This is a genomic window from Pseudomonas sp. NFACC32-1 (assembly GCF_900101215.1).
In the GTDB taxonomy this organism is placed as follows: domain Bacteria; phylum Pseudomonadota; class Gammaproteobacteria; order Pseudomonadales; family Pseudomonadaceae; genus Aquipseudomonas.
Genome location: NZ_FMUL01000022.1, coordinates 1 through 17,775, shown reverse-complemented (window position 1 = coordinate 17,775; position 17,775 = coordinate 1). Strand labels below are relative to the sequence as shown.

At 63.3% G+C, this 17,775-nt stretch carries 14 protein-coding genes; 8 read left to right on the top strand and 6 right to left on the bottom strand.

The window, feature by feature from the left end; genetic code table 11:
• Positions 1–32: 32 nt before the first annotated feature.
• From BLP99_RS24375 to edd, 5 genes are all read right to left on the bottom strand, one after another.
• Complete coding sequence (locus tag BLP99_RS24375) at positions 33–1,292, bottom strand: D-mannose isomerase (protein ID WP_072398880.1); 1,260 nt, start codon at positions 1,290–1,292, stop codon at positions 33–35.
• 178 nt (positions 1,293–1,470) lie between these two features.
• Positions 1,471–2,940 carry an ATP-binding protein gene (locus BLP99_RS24370; RefSeq protein WP_072398881.1) on the bottom strand — a complete coding sequence of 490 codons (1,470 nt, stop codon included), beginning with the start codon at positions 2,938–2,940 and terminating at the stop codon, positions 1,471–1,473.
• Positions 2,930–3,661: a response regulator gene (locus BLP99_RS24365; RefSeq protein WP_072398882.1), complete on the bottom strand. Its 732-nt coding sequence runs from the start codon at positions 3,659–3,661 to the stop codon at positions 2,930–2,932. The genes BLP99_RS24370 and BLP99_RS24365 overlap by 11 nt, the downstream gene beginning before the upstream one ends.
• Positions 3,662–3,833: 172 nt before the next feature.
• Positions 3,834–4,793: a glucokinase gene (locus BLP99_RS24360; protein ID WP_072398883.1), complete on the bottom strand. Its 960-nt coding sequence runs from the start codon at positions 4,791–4,793 to the stop codon at positions 3,834–3,836.
• Positions 4,790–6,616, bottom strand: a complete 1,827-nt coding sequence (gene edd / locus BLP99_RS24355) for a phosphogluconate dehydratase (RefSeq protein ID WP_092182001.1) — start codon at positions 6,614–6,616, stop codon at positions 4,790–4,792. The genes BLP99_RS24360 and edd overlap by 4 nt, the downstream gene beginning before the upstream one ends.
• 219 nt (positions 6,617–6,835) lie before the next feature.
• On the opposite strand from edd, the gene gap reads away from it, so the two are divergent.
• The 7 genes from gap to BLP99_RS24320 all read left to right on the top strand — a co-directional run bounded on the left by gap (position 6,836) and on the right by BLP99_RS24320 (position 15,104).
• The gene (gene gap, locus BLP99_RS24350; RefSeq protein WP_072398885.1) at positions 6,836–7,837 is read left to right on the top strand and encodes a type I glyceraldehyde-3-phosphate dehydrogenase; all 1,002 of its coding nucleotides are present in this window, start codon (positions 6,836–6,838) and stop codon (positions 7,835–7,837) included.
• 234 nt (positions 7,838–8,071) lie between these two features.
• Positions 8,072–8,590 (top strand): RNA polymerase sigma factor, encoded by a 519-nt coding sequence (locus BLP99_RS24345; RefSeq protein WP_092181998.1) that lies wholly within the window; start codon positions 8,072–8,074, stop codon positions 8,588–8,590.
• 119 nt (positions 8,591–8,709) lie between these two features.
• The gene (locus BLP99_RS24340; protein WP_072459502.1) at positions 8,710–9,672 is read left to right on the top strand and encodes a FecR family protein; all 963 of its coding nucleotides are present in this window, start codon (positions 8,710–8,712) and stop codon (positions 9,670–9,672) included.
• Positions 9,673–9,791: 119 nt separating this feature from the next.
• Positions 9,792–12,386, top strand: a complete 2,595-nt coding sequence (locus BLP99_RS24335; RefSeq protein ID WP_092181995.1) for a TonB-dependent receptor — start codon at positions 9,792–9,794, stop codon at positions 12,384–12,386.
• Positions 12,387–12,560: 174 nt separating this feature from the next.
• Positions 12,561–13,151, top strand: a complete 591-nt coding sequence (locus tag BLP99_RS24330) for a biliverdin-producing heme oxygenase (RefSeq protein WP_092181992.1) — start codon at positions 12,561–12,563, stop codon at positions 13,149–13,151.
• A 117-nt stretch (positions 13,152–13,268) separates the two neighbouring features.
• Positions 13,269–13,721, top strand: a complete 453-nt coding sequence (locus BLP99_RS24325; protein ID WP_092181989.1) for a YbaN family protein — start codon at positions 13,269–13,271, stop codon at positions 13,719–13,721.
• 36 nt (positions 13,722–13,757) lie between these two features.
• On the top strand, positions 13,758–15,104 hold the full coding sequence (locus BLP99_RS24320; RefSeq protein WP_072398891.1) for a CoA transferase: 1,347 nt from the start codon (positions 13,758–13,760) through the stop codon (positions 15,102–15,104).
• Between the two features lie 139 nt (positions 15,105–15,243).
• Here the strand turns inward: BLP99_RS24320 and arcD are convergent, their stop codons facing one another.
• Positions 15,244–16,671, bottom strand: coding sequence for an arginine-ornithine antiporter (gene arcD, locus BLP99_RS24315; protein WP_092181986.1), 1,428 nt, complete (start codon positions 16,669–16,671; stop codon positions 15,244–15,246).
• A 396-nt stretch (positions 16,672–17,067) separates the two neighbouring features.
• Here arcD and BLP99_RS24310 point away from each other — a divergent pair.
• Positions 17,068–17,775: amino acid permease (locus tag BLP99_RS24310; protein ID WP_143007977.1), on the top strand; the 708-nt coding region annotated here is incomplete at its 3' end.

The following is a 17,775-nucleotide window of genomic DNA, read 5'->3' as shown; positions in this document are numbered from 1 at the left end:
TAACGAAGGGACGCGCGTATGTCACGACATGGTTACACAGGTACCGGCGCGGACAACCGCGCCAGGGCCGATGCCATGCTGGGTGCCAGCGGCAGGCGCGGTATCAGCACGGCCTGCCAGGCATGATAAAGGTCCGGCTTGCCCGGCCAGATGTCGGCGCTGGGACGGTTCTGCGGGTCGAGTTCGTGATGCCAGCTGCCGTTGCAGCGGTCGATGAAATGCTTGTCACAGAACTCCCAGAAACGTCGGTACCAGGTCTCGTATTGCGCTTCGTCGGTGCGCTTGAGCAAGGCGCTGGCCGCCGCTGCCGCTTCGGCATGCACCCAGTGCAGGCGATGACGGACCACGGCGCGGTTGTCCCAGTCCAGGGTGTAGACGATGCCGGGGGCACCATCGACATCCCAACCATGACGGCAATTGTGCTCGAAGAGTCTTTGCGCATCCTGGACCAGCCAGCCCGGCGTCAGCATGCCGATCCGTACACGCGCGGCCTCGAGGTGCAGCAGCAGGCGCGCCCATTCGAAACCATGGCCGGGAGTAGTGCCATAGGGGCGGAAACCGTCGGCGGGATTGTCGTGGTTGTATTCGCGCAGCGGTTGCCAGTCGCGATCGAAATGCTCCACGACCATGTAATCGTTGGCGGCCGCATGGCCGTGGATGACGCGTTCGACGATCCGCAGCGCGCGGGCCAGCCAGCGCGGGTCGTCCGTGGCATCGGCCAGGGCCAGGAAAGCCTCCGTGGCGTGCATGTTGCTGTTGGCGCCGCGATAGGCTTCCTCTTCACGCCAGTCGCGGTTGAAGGACTCGCGCAAGGCCCCCTCTTCTTCACACCAGAAATGTTCGTCGATGACCCGCACCGCCTCCTTGAGCAAGGCCTCGGCACCGGGGCGCTGGGCTACTGCAGCGGAACTGGCGGCCAGGGCAACGAAGGCATGCAGGTAGGCGGCTTTGCCCGTGTCGTTGTCATCCGGATTGGCCACCGCGAACCAACCACCGTGCTCGGCGTCGCGCAGCGGGCCGCTGAGGGCCTGGATCCCATGGTCCACCAATTCGGCGAAACCGGGCAGGCCCTGGATATGTGCCATGGCGAAGCTATGGGTCATGCGAGCGGTGTTCATGGTTTCGGCCCGCGCGTCAGCCGGCAGGCTGCCTAGCTCGTCGAGATTGCCGAAGCCGTCCGGCAACTTCGAGGCCCTGGCGAACGCCAGCAGCCGCAAGCCTTCGGCGGCAAGCCATTGCTGGTGGGCAGGAGCATTCAGCCAACTGCTGAAGGCCGGGTGGAAGGTGTCCATCGCAGTACCTTTTTTGTTGTTTTAACGCAGGGAGTCTAAACAAGGGAGGGGATGGGCCAGGTAACGAAAGGGACGAGTTATGTCACCGACTTGTGACATTTGACCGGGAGAGATGGATCGAGACGACTGGCGCCATCGCGAGCAAGCTCGCTTGCGATGTAACGATTACGCGGCCCGATCAATCCACACTGCGAGGCAACTGCAAGGTCACCCGCAACCCGCCTTCGCGCAGGTTCTGCAGGCTGACCTCGCCGCCATGGCTATGGGCGATGTTGCGGGCGATGCCCAGGCCCAGGCCGTAGCCCTGCTGCTGTCCGGCCAGGCGGAAATGCGGCTCGAAGACTTGCTCAAGGCGCTGCTCCGGCACACCCGGGCCTTCGTCGTCGACGTGCAGGATGAACGCGGTTTCGTCGTCATCGATATGCAAATGAGCGTTCTGCCCGTATTTCAAGGCATTGTCGATCAGGTTGCCGATGCAGCGCTTGAGGGCCAGCGGCTTGCCCGGATAAGGCGCCAGTGCCCGGCCATCCTGGGTGACGCGACCATTGCCGTTGGGTGCCAGGTAAGGCTCCACCAGGCAGTCGAGCACATGGTTGAGGTCCACCGGCTCGATGTTCTCGTGGATATCCGTGTCCTTGACGCATTGCAGGGCGCCTTTGACCAGCAGTTCCAGCTCGTCCAGGTCGCGGCCGAACTTGGCCTGCAGGTTCTCGTCTTCCAACAGCTCGACCCGCAGCCGCAAGCGGGTAATGGGCGTGCGCAGGTCATGGGAAATCGCGCTGAACAACTGGCTGCGCTCGGTCAGGTAGCGGCTGATCCGTTCGCGCATCGCATTGAAGGCCCGCCCCACTTCCACCACTTCGCTGCCCCCACCCTCGGCCACGGGCTCCACCTCGGCGCCCAGCGACATGTCCCGCGCCGCCCGGGCCAGACGCTTGAGCGGCCGGCTCTGCCAATGCACCAGCAAACCGATGAACAGCAACAGCAGGGAGCTGGTCAGCACGATGAAGCCGACCTGCTGCTTGGGCAGGTCCTGCTCTTCGAGACTGGTATAGGGTTCGGGCAGCAGCGAGGCGATGTACAACCATTCGCCCGGCGCCATCTGGATCTGCGTGACCAGGACAGGCGGGTTCACCGGCTCCAGGGTCAGGGCGTAATGAGCCCATGAACGGGGCAACTCATCGAGCTTGAGGCCGCCGTTGAAGATCCGCAGGTCCTCGGGACTGACAAACTTGACGGAGATATCGGCGTTATTGCCCAGGGAGCGGCGCAATACCTCATCCACCGCCTTGAGCACCGCCAGTTTACGCGGCGTGTTGGGGAGCACATCCATGCCCAGGGGCTTGTCGTTGAGGGTCACGACGAACCGCGTGCCGCCCATGCTGCGCAGTTGATCCAGCACCAGCGGCCGATAGGCCACCGGCAGCGAACGCAGGTAGCTGACACTGGCGGTCATTGAATGGGCGAGGCTGCGGGCACTGGTCACCAGGCCCTCGAGCTGGGTGGCACGCAGTTGCGATACCCAGATCAGGCTGGACAAGGTCTGGGCGAACAACACCACCAACAGCGTGAGCAGCAACATCCGTCCCAGCAACGAACGTGGCACCGGCACCCGCTGGGCGATCTTCCTGATCCAGTCAGTGCCCATTGCAGGCAACCACATTGGCCGCCAACTGATAGCCGCTGCCGCGCACCGTACGGATCAGCCGCGGCGGTTTTTCCGTATCGCGCAAGCGTTGGCGCAGGCGACTGACCGCCATGTCGACGATCCGGTCCAGGGGCATCAATTCTCGGCCACGGGTGGCGTTGCCGATGGTGTCGCGGTCGAGGATTTCCTGGGGATGATCGAGGAACAGCTTGAGCAGGGCGAAGTCGGCGCCGGACAGGATGACTTCTTCGCCATCGGCGTGAAACAGGCGGTGGCTGATCATATCCAGCCGCCACTCGTCGAAGGCCAGCACTTCGCCGCCGGAGCGTTCCTGGCCGAACTGGGCCCGGCGCAGCAGGGCCTTGATGCGGGCCTGGAGTTCCCGGGGGCTGAAGGGCTTGCCCAGGTAGTCGTCGGCCCCCAGTTCCAGGCCGATGACCCGGTCGGCTTCGTCGGAGCTGGCGGTCAGCATGATGATCGGCACGTGCGCCTGGCGCGGGTGCTGGCGAACCCAACGACACAGGCTGAAGCCGTCCTCGTCGGGCAGCATCACATCGAGGATCACCAGGTCGCTCGGCGCTTCGTTGAACGCCTGGCGAAACCCGGCGCCATCCGGGGTGGTGCGCACCTGAAAACCCGCACGACTGAGGTAGGTGTCCAGCAGCTCGCGAATCTCCTGGTCGTCGTCGACCAACAAAATCGATTTGTTCACTGAACTCACGGGCCTCGTCCTTGTTGTTTGGATTGGGGCGGATTATGCCTGATGGATGAGGACTACAGACACACTGCGGGAGCGAGCTTGCTCGCGATAACGGAGTGTCAGTCATCCTTGAGTTGACTGTTACACCGCTATCGCGAGCAAGCTCGCTCCCACAAGGTACGCGGTTCGAACTTCAAGCTTGTGCAGATTGCTCCAACGCCACACCCGCGCCCATGAGCCCGGGATACGGCGCCGTCACCAGCCAGACCGGGATACCCTTGAAGTAATCGCTCATGCAGCCCTTGTCGGCGAAACAACGGGCGAAACCGCTCTCGATGAAAAAATCGGCAAACCGCGGGACCACGCCACCGACGATGTAGACACCGCCTCGCCCTCCCACCGTCAACACATTGTTACCCGCCACGCGCCCCAACCAGCGACAGAACTGCTCGAGCACTTCCAGGGCGATGGGGTCGCCGGCCAGGCCGGCGGCGGTGATGGATTCCGGGGTGTCGAGTACCGGCACGTGGCCGTCCACCGCGCAGATCGCCCGGTACACCCTGGGCAAGCCACTGCCACTCAGGGCGGTCTCGGCGCTGACGTGGCCGATCTCGTTGTAGATGTGTTGCCACAGCTGGGTTTCCCGCGGACTGCTCATCGGCAGGTCGACATGACCGCCCTCACCCGGCAAGGCCGCGAAACGCCCCTCGCCCAGGTTCAGCAGCGTACCGACACCCAGCCCGGTGCCCGGCCCGATCACCACCGCCGGACGCATCGGCTCGGGAGTGCCCTGGCAGACGACCCGATATTCGCCGGGACGCAGGCAGGTCATGCCCAGGGCCATGGCCGAAAAGTCGTTGACCAGCAGCAGTTGCTCCACCTGCAAGGTCCGGCAGAACGCCAGATTGCTCAAGCGCCAATGGTTGTTGGTGAAGCGAAACTCATCGCCGCTCACCGGCCCCGCCACGGAGAGGCACACCGAGCCAATGGCGCCCGGCTCCATGCCCATGCCGCTCAGGTAAACCTTGATGGCATCTTCGGGGCAGGCGTAGTCCGCCGTCGCCAGCACCTGGATATTCTCCAGGTTGTGGTTCTTCCACAACGCGAAACGTGCGTTGGTCCCACCGATGTCACCGACCAAAGCCAGTTTCAATTAAGCGTCTCCAGGGCAGAAGTGAAGGCGCTGGCGCCCTGCTCTGCCGAGCTGAAGGCCATGCGCATGAAGCCGAACAGCTCGCGACCGGTACCGATGTTGTTGCCCAACAGGCCCTTGGCCGGTTCGCGCGCGGCGAATTCCTCGGCGTCCACCTTCAGTTCCAAGGTGCCTTTGACGCCGTCCACGCGGATGATATCGCCCTCCTGCACCCGGGCCAACGGACCACCGACATAAGCTTCGGGGCTGACATGAATCGCCGCCGGGATTTTCCCCGACGCGCCGGACATGCGACCGTCCGTCACCAACGCCACCTTGAAGCCGCGATCCTGCAGCACGCCGAGGAACGGCGTCATCTTGTGCAGCTCCGGCATGCCATTGGAGCGAGGCCCCTGGAAGCGCATGACTGCGACGAAATCCTTCTCCAGCAGACCGGCCTTGAACGCATCGGCCAGGTCCTGCTGATCCTGGAACACCATGGCCGGCGCTTCGACGATCTGGTTTTCCAGGGCCACGGCCGAGACCTTCATCACCCCGCGCCCCAGATTGCCCTCCATGACTCGCAGGCCACCCTCGGCAGAGAATGCCCGGGCCACCGGGCGCAGGATGTTTTCGTCGAGGCTTTCGGTCGGGCCGTCGCGCCATACCAGCTCGCCGTCTTCGAGGAACGGCTCCTGGGTATAGCGGCTCAGGCCATGGCCGAGCACGGTGTTGACGTCCTCATGCAGCAGACCGGCTTCCAGCAGTTCGCGGATCAGGAAGGACATGCCACCCGCCGCCTGGAAGTGGTTGATGTCGGCCTTGCCGTTCGGGTAGACGTGGCTAAGGGTCGGCACCACCTCGGAGAGGTCGGCCATGTCCTGCCAGGTCAACTGGATCCCGGCCGCCATGGCGATGGCCGGCATGTGCAGCGTGTGGTTGGTGGAGCCGCCAGTGGCGTGCAGCGCGACGATGGAGTTGACCAGCGCCCGCTCGTCGACGATTTCGCCGATGGGCATGAAGTTGCCGCTCTGCTTGGTCAGGCGCGTCACCTGGAAGGCCGCCTCGCGAGTCAGGGCATCGCGCAGCGGGGTGTTCGGGTTGACGAACGAAGCGCCCGGCAGGTGCAGGCCCATCACTTCCATGAGCAACTGGTTGGTGTTGGCGGTGCCGTAGAAGGTGCAGGTACCGGGGCTGTGATAGGACTTCATCTCCGATTCCAGCAGCTCTTCGCGAGTGGCCTTGCCCTCGGCGTAGCGCTGGCGAACGTCAGCCTTTTCCTTGTTGGAAATGCCCGAGACCATCGGCCCGCCGGGCACGAAGATCGTCGGCAAGTGACCGAAGCGCAACGCGCCCATCATCAGGCCCGGGACGATCTTGTCGCAGATGCCGAGCATCAGCGCGCCGTCGAACATGTTGTGGGACAGCGCCACGGCCGTGGACAGGGCGATCACTTCGCGGCTCGGCAGGCTCAGCTCCATCCCCGCCTCGCCCTGGGTCACGCCATCGCACATGGCGGGAGTACCGCCGGCGAACTGGCCGACCGAGCCGATTTCGCGCAGGGCTTTCTTGATCTGTTCCGGAAAGGTTTCGTAAGGCTGGTGGGCCGACAGCATGTCGTTATAGGAAGACACGATGGCGATGTTGGCGGCGTTCATCATCCGCAGGTGGTGCTTGTCTTCGCTGCCGCAACCGGCGACGCCGTGGGCGAAATTGGCGCACTGCAATTTACCGCGCATCGGCCCGTCGCTGGCGGCGCCGCGAATCAGTGCAAGGTAAGCCTGACGCGTGGCGCGGCTGCGGGCGATAAGCCGTTCGGTGACCTCAAGTACGCGGGGATGCATGTGTAGAACTCCAGGCTAACGGGTATGGCGACCTGATTGTCTATGCTGGTCAAAAGCCCCGCCCACAGGGGGCGGCAGGCGGCTTGTCGACCATTCGGACCAGTTGATGCAGGTCACTCGTTGTAGATAAAACAAAATATTGCCATCAAAAAGGCTTGTTTTCTATTTTTATGCGAATAATCTTGTAATTCCAACAACAAATCGACGGCGGCGCAGTTAATGACTCTTCGAATCGCAATCAATGGTTTTGGCCGCATCGGCCGCAACGTCCTCCGTGCACTTTATACCCAAGGCTATCGTCGCGACTTGCAGATCGTCGCCATCAACGACCTGGGTGACAGTGCGATCAATGCTCATCTGCTCAAGTTCGACACCGTCCACGGCACGTTCGATGCCGATGTCCAGCACGATCACGAAAGCCTGACGGTCAATGGCGACCGCATCTCGGTCAGCGCCATCCGCAATCCGGCCGACCTGCCCTGGGCCGCCGAGAAGATCGACGTGGTCTTCGAATGCACCGGGCTGTTCACCGACCGCGCCAAGGCCGCCGCGCATATCAGCGCCGGCGCCCGCAAGGTGATCATCTCGGCTCCGGCCAAGGGGGCCGACGCCACCGTGGTGTATGGCGTGAACCACGACATTCTGCGCCAGTCCCACCAGGTCATTTCCAACGCCTCTTGCACCACCAACTGCCTGGCCCCGGTGGCCCAGGTGCTGCACCGCGAGCTGGGCATCGAAAGTGGCCTGATGACCACCATCCATGCCTACACCAACGACCAGAACCTGACGGACGTCTACCACAGCGACCCGTATCGCGCCCGTTCCGCCACCCAGAACATGATCCCGAGCAAGACCGGCGCCGCCGAGGCGGTGGGCCTGGTGCTGCCGGAACTGGCAGGCAAGCTGACCGGCATGGCCGTGCGCGTGCCGGTGATCAACGTTTCCCTGGTAGACCTGACCGTGCAGCTCAAGCGCGAGACCTCGGCCGACGAAGTCAATGCGCTGCTGCGCCAGGCCAGCCAGCATTCGAAGATCCTGGGCTATAACACCCTGCCCCTGGTTTCCAGTGACTTCAACCACAACCCGCTGTCGTCGATCTTCGACGCCAACCACACCAAGGTCAGCGGCAAGCTGCTCAAGGTACTGGCCTGGTATGACAACGAGTGGGGCTTCTCCAACCGCATGCTGGATAACTGCCTGGCGCTGTGCAACGCGGAGTGATCCACACGCTCAGTCCAGCTTTTGTGTAGCGGCGAGCTTGTAGAGACGAGCTTGCACGCGATAGCGATGGGTCAGGGTCAATCGACAATGATGCGACCTGGCCGAACGGCATCGCGCGCAGCTCGCTCCCGCAGGGGATGGGGGCATGGGATCGGTAGGGTCACGAAATCAAGGCTTGACCTGCCAAGTAGATAATAATCATTATCATCTACTCAAATCGGATCGAGCCCTGCCGTGAGTCAATCGCGCTTTCACCACGTCTTCCTCGCCCAGCGTACACCGCTGCTGCGCACCCTTGAACGTATGGTCAACAACCCCAGCACTGCCGAAGACCTGCTTCAGGAAACGTACCTGCGCGTGACCCGTGCCCTGAACGAGCGTACGGTCGATCATCTTGAACCCTTCGTCTTCCAGACCGCGCGCAACCTGGCACTGGATCATCTGCGCGCCCGGCGTATCCAGTCGCGGACATTGCTGGAGGACGTCCCGGTGGACGTCGTGAACAATGTGGTGGCCCCCCAGAGCAGCGCCGAAGACGCCGCCCATGCCGGACGCATGCTCGAACGCCTCAACGTCAGCCTGCAGGCCTTGAGCTCACGCCAACAACAGATCTTCATGCTCAGCCGCCTGCAAGGTCACGCTTATCAAGAGATTGCCGAGCGCCTGGGTGTCTCGCCGAGTACGGTGCAAAAGGAACTGAAGTTGATCATGGCAATCTGTATCGGCGTGGCTGAACGTCTCGACGCCGACTGAGCCTGTAGGAACTTTCCATTCGAGGCCGCCGCCGATTGCGTTGGCCGGCGGCCCTGCTAATCTTGCCGCCCTCAAGCCTGATACGAACAGCAGTGCATAGACACCGCCGAGGAAGCACCGTGACGGACACCCATCGCGCCCCCGGGCCAGCTCCAGCCACAGACACCGCCCATGCCATGGAGCAGGCGCTGGACTGGCTGATCCTGCTGGACAACCCCAGCCAGGAGCAGACCCGGCAGTTCCAGGCCTGGCTGGCGGCCGACCCGCGTCATGGCGAAGCGTTCGTCAGGGCCCAGACCATCTGGAACGGCCCGCAGGTACTGGAAAGTGCCCGGCAGCTCCAGGCGGCGCCGAAAGCCACGGCGCTGTCACGCCTGCGTGCCCATTGGAAACCGCTGGCCACCGCCGCCGTGCTGTTCCTGGGCCTGTTCAACTTCAGCGACTTGCCCCTGCACTTGCAGGCCGACCACCTGACCGTGGTCGGCGAGCGCCAGCGCCTGCAACTGGAGGACGGCTCCAGGGTCCTGCTCAACACCGATTCGGCCTTCTCCAGCACGTTCAATGAACAGCGACACATGGCCCGGCTGTACAAGGGCGAAGCGTTCTTCGAGGTCCCCGGCGATCGCAACCTGCCGCTGGAAATCGAAGCCGGCCCGGTTACCGCCAGTGTCAGCGACACCACGTTCGCCGTGCGCTACCTCGACGGCGTGGCGCAGGTCCAGGTGCAGCGCGGCGATGTGGACCTGCGGGCCAACCGCAACGACACGCGTGTCCGGCTCTCGGCCGGAGAAAGCATTCGCATCGGCCCCAACGGCTTCGATCGCCCGGCAAGGCTCGATGCCAGCACCGACCTGGCGTGGGTCCAGGGCCGGCTGGTGTTCGAAAATCGACCGCTGGACCAGGTACTGGCCGAACTGCAACGCTATTACCCCGGCTGGATCATCAATCGCAACGAGCAGTTGGCCCACATCGCGGTGACCGGCAACTACCGCCTAGACCAGCCGCTGGACGTGGTGCGCTCGCTGGCCCATATCACCTCGGCGCGGGTCCAGGAGTTCCCGGCCCTGGTCATTCTCAACTGAACGAGCATTATTTTTACTCGATAGCGTGAGCTGGTTCGTCTCGTTATAGCCAATGCAATTGATTCGCATCTACAGATGCCGATCTGCACCTATAACAGATGCGACACGGAGCGCTATCGATGTCCTCTCGCCTTACTTGCCGGTTCCTTGCCCCTACCCGCACGTTGTCATTGCTGACCGCCGCCATCCTGATGGCCGGCAGCGTCCCGGCCGCCCTGGCCGCCACCGCCACGCGTTCGTCGACTCACAACATGGGCGACTACACCTTCGCCATCGCCCAGCAACCGCTGGTCTCTGCCCTGAATGCCTTTACCGCCGTCACTGGATGGCAGGTGGGCCTGCCGGCCGAACTGGCCGACGGGGTCGCCTCGCCCGGCGTGAACGGTTCGCTATCGCCGGAAAAAGCCCTCGAGCGCCTGTTGGTGGGGACCAACCTGAGCTATCGCAAACTGGGCAGCGACAACGTGGTTCTGGAAAAGAGCAGCGCCGGCAGCGTACTGAACCTGCAACAGGTGACTATCAGCGCCACCCGCCAGGAACAACCCATCGCCAGCGTGCCCAGCACCGTCACGGCCCATGACCGCCAGGCCCTGGACCGCAACAACGTCAACACCCTCAAGGACCTGGTGCGTTACGAACCCGGTGTCTCGGCGGGGGGTGCCGGCCAGCGTGGCGGCATCAGTGGCTATAACATCCGCGGCATCGACGGCAACCGGATCCTGACCCAGGTCGATGGTGTGGAAATACCCGACAGTTTCTTCAACGGCCCCTATGCCAAGACCCAGCGCAACTATGTCGACCCGGAAATCGTCAAGCGCGTGGAGATCCTGCGCGGCCCGGCCTCGGTGCTGTACGGCAGCAATGCCATCGGCGGTGCCGTCAGTTACTTCACCCTGGACCCGGACGACATCATCAAGCCCGGCAGCGACGTCGGCGCCCGGCTGAAAACCGGCTACAGCTCCGCCGACGAGAGCTGGCTCAAGTCCGCCACCGTCGCCGGCCGCAGCGGCGCATTCGATGGCCTGCTGCACTACAGCCAGCGCGACGGCCACGAAACCGAATCCTATGGCAGCCACAATGGCACCGGCCTGGACCGCACCGCGGCCAACCCGGAGGATGTACGCACCCACAACGTCCTGGCCAAGCTGGGCTGGAACTACGACGATGATGCGCGCCTGGGGCTGGTCTACGAGAAGTACAAGGATGACCGCGACAGCGATCTGAAAAGCGCCTATGGCGGCCCGTATGCCAATGGCCAGCCGGCCATTCCTCCCGCCGTGCTGCCCGGTGGCATGTACCAGTGGCGCACCGGCAACGACACCATCAGTCGCGAGCGCTTCGGCCTGGAACACAGCTTCGCCCTCGACAGCCTGCTGGCCGACCGCGTGAAGTGGAGCCTGAACCACCAGGTCGCCAAGACCGACCAGAGCACCGCCGAGTTCTATTTCCCCATCACCCGCCAGGTGCTACGCACCCGGGATACCCTCTATGAAGAAAAACAGTGGGTATTCGACGCGCAGCTGGAAAAAGCCTTCAGCATCGCCGAGACCGACCACGCGCTGACCTACGGCACCACCCTCAAGCAGCAGAAGGTGACCGGTTCGCGTAGCGGCAATGGCGTCTGCCTGGCGGTCGGCGTGGGCTGCCCGACCGTCGGTGCCATCAGTACCCGTGACGTGCTGGCAAAAGCCAGCGATTTCCCGGACCCGACCATCAATACCTACAGTCTGTTCGCCCAGGACCAGATCAGCTGGGAAAAGTGGACCTTCACCCCGGGCCTGCGCTACGACCACACCCGACTCAAGCCGCACCTCACCGAGGAATTCCTCAACACCGTCGACCCCACCAGCGGCGGCGAAGTCAGTGACAGCAACAAGACCTGGCATCGCGTTTCGCCCAAGTTCGGCCTGACCTACGCGTTCACCGATCAGTACACCTGGTACGGCCAGTACGCCGAAGGGTTCCGAACCCCGACCGCCAAGGCCCTGTACGGGCGCTTCGACAACCCCGGTGCCGGCTATAGCGTGGAACCCAACCCCGACCTGGAACCGGAAAAAAGCAAGAGCTACGAGACCGGCCTGCGGGGGCGTTTCGATGCCGGCTCCTTCGATGTGGCAGTGTTCTACAACAAGTATCGCGATTTCATCAACGAAGACGCGATCACGCCCGGGGCGGACCAGCTGACCTTCCAGAGCAATAACATCAAGCACGCCACCATCAAGGGCGCCGAGGTCAAGGGGCGCCTGGACCTGGACGTGTTCGGCGCGCCGCAGGGCCTGTATACCCAGGGCTCGGTGGCCTATGCCTATGGTCGCAACGACGATACCGGCCAGCCGATCAACAGCGTCAACCCACTGACCGGGGTGTTCGGCCTTGGTTATGACCAGGACGGTTACGGCACCCTGCTCAGCTGGACCCTGGTCCGGAAGAAGAACCGCGTCGACGACAGCAACTTCAACTCCCCCGATGGCGTCAGCAGCCAGTTCAAGACCCCAGGCTTCGGCATCCTCGACCTGACCGGGTTCTACAAAGTGACCGACGACGTCACCGTCAGTGGCGGGCTCTACAACCTTACCGACAAGAAGTACTGGCTGTGGGATGACGTGCGCGGCTACGACAGCGTCGGCGAGGCCGCGGTGCTGAGCCCCGCCAACCTCGATCGCCTGACCGCGCCCGGACGCAATTTCGCAGTGAACCTGATCTGGGACATCTGACGATATCCCAGGCAACACAGCTCCCGTGGCGAGGGGATTGATCGCCGCTGGGCGCGCAGTATCCCGAAATGTCTATCTGGCACTTCAGATGATCGGAGGCGTTTTAGGAGCTGATGCGCCCCCCCCGGGGACAAATCCCCTCGCCATCAATGTGCTTACTCACAGGAATTTTTCATGACCACAGAACGCCCCATCACACGCTCCCAACGCCTGAACCAGATCACCCACGAGCCCCACAGCAGACTCGACGCACTGGTCAAGGCCCACGCCCCGTTCGAAACCCCGGCCAGCTTCGCCCGCTTCGTCGTCGCCCAGTACCTGTTCCAGTCGGAACTGGTGGCCCTGTACAACGACCCGCAGTTGTCCGCGCTGATCCCCGACCTGCCGGCCCGCTGCCGCGCCGAAGCGGCCAAGGCCGACCTGGCGGACCTGGACACGCCGGTGCCGGCACCCGTGACCGGCGCGGTGAAGCACCCGACCCAGGCCGAGGCCCTGGGCTGGCTGTTCGTCTCCGAGGGGTCGAAACTGGGGGCTGCGTTCCTGATCAAGCGCGCCGTGGCCCTGGGCATGAACGAAACCTTCGGCGCCCGTCACCTGGCTGAACCGGCAGGCGGTCGCGCCGAAGGCTGGAAAACCTTCACCCGAACCCTCGACGGCCTGGTCTTCAGCGAACAACAGGAAGCCGAGGCGGACAAAGGCGCGCTGGATGCTTTCAACCGCTTTACCGTGCTGCTGGAACACGCCTATGCGGCCGAGCCGGCTTGAACACATCGCCATCCCCTCAGGGAGCGAACCGGCTCGCGGTGACGGCCACCCAGTCGGCACATGGGCGCCTGTCAGAGCGCTATCGCGAGCAGGCTCGCGCCCATGAGGGAACCGTTCATGCTTGAACCAGGACACACGAACCGCAGCCCCTCGAAAGCCGCCCGGCTGTTCTTCACGCTCCTGGCCTATGCCAGCCTGGCCATCGGCCTGATCGCCATCGTCGTGCCTGGCCTGCCGAGCACCGAGTTCATCCTGCTGGCCGCCTGGGCCGCGACGCGTGGCTCGCCGCGTCTGAGCGCATGGCTGGAGAATCATCGGTGGTTCGCAGCGATGCTGCGCAACTGGCGCAACGGCAAAGTCATCGCGCGCAGGGCCAAGTTCGGCGCCACCGCCAGCATGCTGCTTTGCGCCGGGCTGATGCTGGCGCTGCTCGATCACCGCTGGCCGGTTTACCTGGCATTGCTGGGAATGGGTTTAGGCAACCTCTGGATCTGGTCCCGCCCGGAACACCCTCCGGACAAGGATGCTAGCGCCCGCTGGGCGGTGAAGCGCCGCCCTGCGGATTTTTGATCTATGCTCGCCCTTTCATTGTGCGCAGGGCCTTCGATGACCGATCAGCTCACGTCCATGCAAGCCGCCCTTGGCTTGCCCATGACCCCGATCCCCTTCACCGACGAAGGCGCCTTGCCCTCGGCATTCGCCGTCACGGAACTGGCCTGCGCCAGCATTGCCGCGGCCGGCCAGGCTGCCGCCGAACTGCTCCACCAGCAAACCGGCCGGCGCCCCTCTTTGGAAGTCGACCGGCGACTGGCCTCGTTCTGGTTCTCCACGTCCTTGCGCCCCCTTGGCTGGAGCGTGCCGCCGATGTGGGACCCGGTGGCCGGCGACTACGCCACTGCCGATGGCTGGATCCGCCTGCACACCAACGCGCCGCATCATCGCCTTGCGGCGGAAAAGGTCCTGGGCGTCTGCCGTGATCGCGACGACATGGCAAGCAAGGTCGCTCTCTGGAACAAGGCCGAACTGGAACAGGCCGTGGTGAATGCGGGCGGTTGCGCCGCCGAAATGCGCCCGTGGCAGGCATGGCAGGGCCATCCCCAAGGCAAGGCGGTGAACGCCGAACCGCTGGTGCACTTCGACGCCAGCCTCGATGCCCGGCCTGGCCCCTGGCTCGGTACCGTGGCGCGACCACTGGCGGGACTCAAGGTGCTGGACCTGACCCGTGTGCTGGCCGGTCCCATTGCCAGCCGCTTCCTCGCGGGCCTGGGGGCCGATGTCCTGCGCATCGATCCACCGAGCTGGAACGAGCCTGGCGTGGTGCCGGAAGTGACCCTGGGCAAACGCTGCACCCGCCTCGACTTGCATCGAGCCGACGACCGTGCAGTGTTCGAGACTTTGCTCAAGGATGCCGACATCCTCTTGCACGGCTATCGCGCCGATGCCCTGGAACGCCTGGGTTATGGCGCCGCGCAACGCCAGCAATTGGCCCCCGGGCTGATCGATGTGAGCCTCAACGCCTACGGCTGGAGCGGCCCTTGGCAGAACCGACGCGGCTTCGACAGCCTGGTGCAGATGAGCAGCGGCATCGCCGAAGCCGGCATGGGTTGGAAACAGGCCGACAAACCGACACCCTTGCCGGTGCAGGCGCTGGATCACGCCACGGGATACCTGATGGCGGCCAGCGCCATCGTGCTCTTGTCCCGTCGCCTGGCGAACGGCCCAGGCGGCTCGGCACGCCTGTCCCTGGCACGCACGGCAAAACTGTTGATCGAACACGGCGCGGGCGCCCAGACCGCGCTACGACCCGAGAACAGCGCCGACCAGGGGTTGCTGGTGGAACAAACGCCCTGGGGCCCGGCCCATCGGTTGCAGGTGCCGCTGAGAATCACCGGTACGCCTTTGCAATGGGCAGCGCCAGCGACCGAACTGGGTGCCCATCGCCCGCAATGGTGATGGCCGCCCAATCGCCAGCGAACCGTGCCAGCGTGTCGATCCATTGTGGCAAGGGGGTTTCCCCCTGGAACGTGCACGCTTCGTTAAATCCCCTCACCACACTGACGGTCTCTAACTTGCCAGAAAGGCAACCTTCGCCTCACAACGCCAAAAATCCACTGTACAACCCATACGCCGCCAACCCCGCCCCGGCCATCACGCAGGCGAAAATGCCTTTCTCCACATGGGTGAACAACGGCTGTCCCTGCTCGCGCTTGGCCTGGGCGAACAGGATGACGCCCGGCGCATACAGCAGCGCCGACAGCAGCAGGTACTTCACGCCGCCGGCATACAGCAGCCAGACGGCGTAGACCAGGGCGATGGCGCCGATGGCCAGGTCCTTGCGCCGCTCGGCCGCGAAGCCCTCGTAGGTCTCGCCACGCACCGCCAGCAGCAGCGCGTAGGCCGCCGACCACAGGTACGGCACCAGGATCATCGACGACGCGAGGTAGATCAGGCTGGTGTAGGTGCCTGCGGAAAACAGGGTGATCAGCAAAAACAACTGGATCATGCCATTGGTCAACCACAGCGCATTGACCGGCGCACGGTTGGCATTTTCCTTGGTGAGGAACGCCGGCATGGTCTTGTCCCTGGCGGTCGCGTAGAGAATCTCGGCGCACAGCAGCGCCCAGGACAGCAGCGCCCCCAGCAGCGATACCGTCAGGCCCACGCTGATCAGCAGGGCGCCCCAGGGGCCGACCACATGCTCCAGCACGCCGGCCAGGGACGGGTTCTGCAGTTGCGCCAATGCAGGCTGGCTCATGATGCCCAGCGACAGCACGTTCACCAGCACCAGCAGCGCCAGGACCCCGAGGAAACCGATCACGGTGGCGCGGCCGACGTCCGCACGTTTTTCCGCTCGTGCCGAATAGACGCTGGCGCCTTCGATGCCGATGAACACGAATACCGTGACCAGCATCATGTGGCGCACCTGGTCCATCACGCTGCCCAGGTCCGGGTTCATCGTGCCCCAGATATCCCGGGTAAACACCTCGGCCTCGAACGCCACGGCGGCGATGACGATGAACACCAGCAGCGGCACGACCTTGGCGACAGTGGTCACCAGGTTGATGAACGCCGCCTCCTTGATGCCGCGCAATACCAGAAAGTGCACCGCCCACAGCAGCAGCGATGCGCAGGCGATGGCCACAGGGGTATTGCCCTGGCCGAACACCGGATAAAAATACCCCAGGGTGCTGAACAGCAGGACGAAATAACCGACGTTGCCCATCCACGCACTGATCCAGTAGCCCCAGGCCGAAGAGAAACCCATGTAGTCGCCGAAACCGGCCTTGGCGTAGGCGTAGACCCCCGAATCCAGGCCAGGTTTGCGGTTGGCCAGGGTCTGGAAGACGAAAGCCAGGGTCAGCATGCCGACGGCGGTGATGGTCCAGCCGATCAGCACCGCGCCGACGTCGGCCCGGGCGGCCATGTTTTGCGGCAGGGAAAATATCCCGCCGCCGATCATCGACCCCACCACCAGCGCGATCAGCGCACCGAGTCGTAACTTTTCAATCGGCTGAGGCATCTTTCTCTGACCCATTAAGTAGATAAATGCGACATAACGTTCTTGAATAACGTCACCCGCAAAAAGTCCAAGGGACTCATTACCCCAGTATGTTCAGGACAACAATAAAGAAAGGCCAGGACAGCCGATTATTTTTGTCATGAAGGCAGGGTTCAAAATAGTTGCGATCCAAAAAAAATCAACTAGCGTGAATTGTCCCGCCAGGAAAATACGTCCCTTTCAAACCCATCCAAAGCTTCTAGAACGGGCCTTGCACGAACATTCACGGGCATCAGGCAAAACACTTAACCCCTTCATTAACAATGGAATGTTGTCATGCACTGATCCAGATCAGGTATTCAACTTCCAAATCGACTTAGCCTGTTGACTCTCTTCTCCTGCATTGGAGTCTTACAAATGTCTAACACTCCTGGAAAACTTCGATTGGGTGCATTGGTTGCACTGGTTGTCGGCTCCATGATCGGTGGCGGGATCTTTTCCCTGCCGCAGAACATGGCCGCCAGCGCCGATGTCGGAGCGGTACTGATCGGTTGGGCCATCACCGCCGTCGGCATGCTGACCCTGGCCTTCGTCTTCCAGACCCTGGCCAACCGCAAACCCGACCTGGACGGCGGCGTGTATGCCTACGCCAAGGCCGGTTTCGGCGACTACATGGGCTTCTCCTCGGCCTGGGGCTACTGGATCAGCGCCTGGTTGGGCAACGTCGGTTATTTCGTCCTGCTGTTCAGTACCCTGGGCTACTTCTTCCCGATTTTCGGCGAGGGCAACACCGTGGCGGCAGTGATCGGTGCTTCGGTGCTGTTGTGGGCGGTGCATTGGCTGGTGCTGCGCGGCATCAAGGAGGCGGCATTCATCAACCTGGTGACCACCGTCGCCAAGGTCGTGCCGCTGTTGCTGTTCGTGCTGATCGCGCTGTTCGCCTTCAAGCTCGAGATCTTCACCCGGGACATCTGGGGCACGATGAACCCCGACCTGGGCAGCGTGATGAACCAGGTGCGCAACATGATGCTGGTCACCGTGTGGGTGTTCATCGGCATCGAGGGGGCGAGCATCTTTTCCGCCCGCGCCGAGAAACGCACCGACGTGGGCAAGGCCACCGTGATC

Bases quoted from the DNA above. Each gene is read 5' to 3' on its own strand.
- BLP99_RS24375 (WP_072398880.1), bottom strand. From the start codon at position 1,292: ATGGACACCTTCCACCCGGCCTTCAGCAGTTGGCTGAATGCTCCTGCC.
- BLP99_RS24370 (WP_072398881.1), bottom strand. From the start codon at position 2,940: ATGGGCACTGACTGGATCAGGAAGATCGCCCAGCGGGTGCCGGTGCCA.
- edd (WP_092182001.1), bottom strand. From the start codon at position 6,616: ATGCATCCCCGCGTACTTGAGGTCACCGAACGGCTTATCGCCCGCAGC.
- gap (WP_072398885.1), top strand. From the start codon at position 6,836: ATGACTCTTCGAATCGCAATCAATGGTTTTGGCCGCATCGGCCGCAAC.
- BLP99_RS24335 (WP_092181995.1), top strand. From the start codon at position 9,792: ATGTCCTCTCGCCTTACTTGCCGGTTCCTTGCCCCTACCCGCACGTTG.
- BLP99_RS24330 (WP_092181992.1), top strand. From the start codon at position 12,561: ATGACCACAGAACGCCCCATCACACGCTCCCAACGCCTGAACCAGATC.
- BLP99_RS24325 (WP_092181989.1), top strand. From the start codon at position 13,269: ATGCTTGAACCAGGACACACGAACCGCAGCCCCTCGAAAGCCGCCCGG.
- BLP99_RS24320 (WP_072398891.1), top strand. From the start codon at position 13,758: ATGACCGATCAGCTCACGTCCATGCAAGCCGCCCTTGGCTTGCCCATG.
- arcD (WP_092181986.1), bottom strand. From the start codon at position 16,671: ATGCCTCAGCCGATTGAAAAGTTACGACTCGGTGCGCTGATCGCGCTG.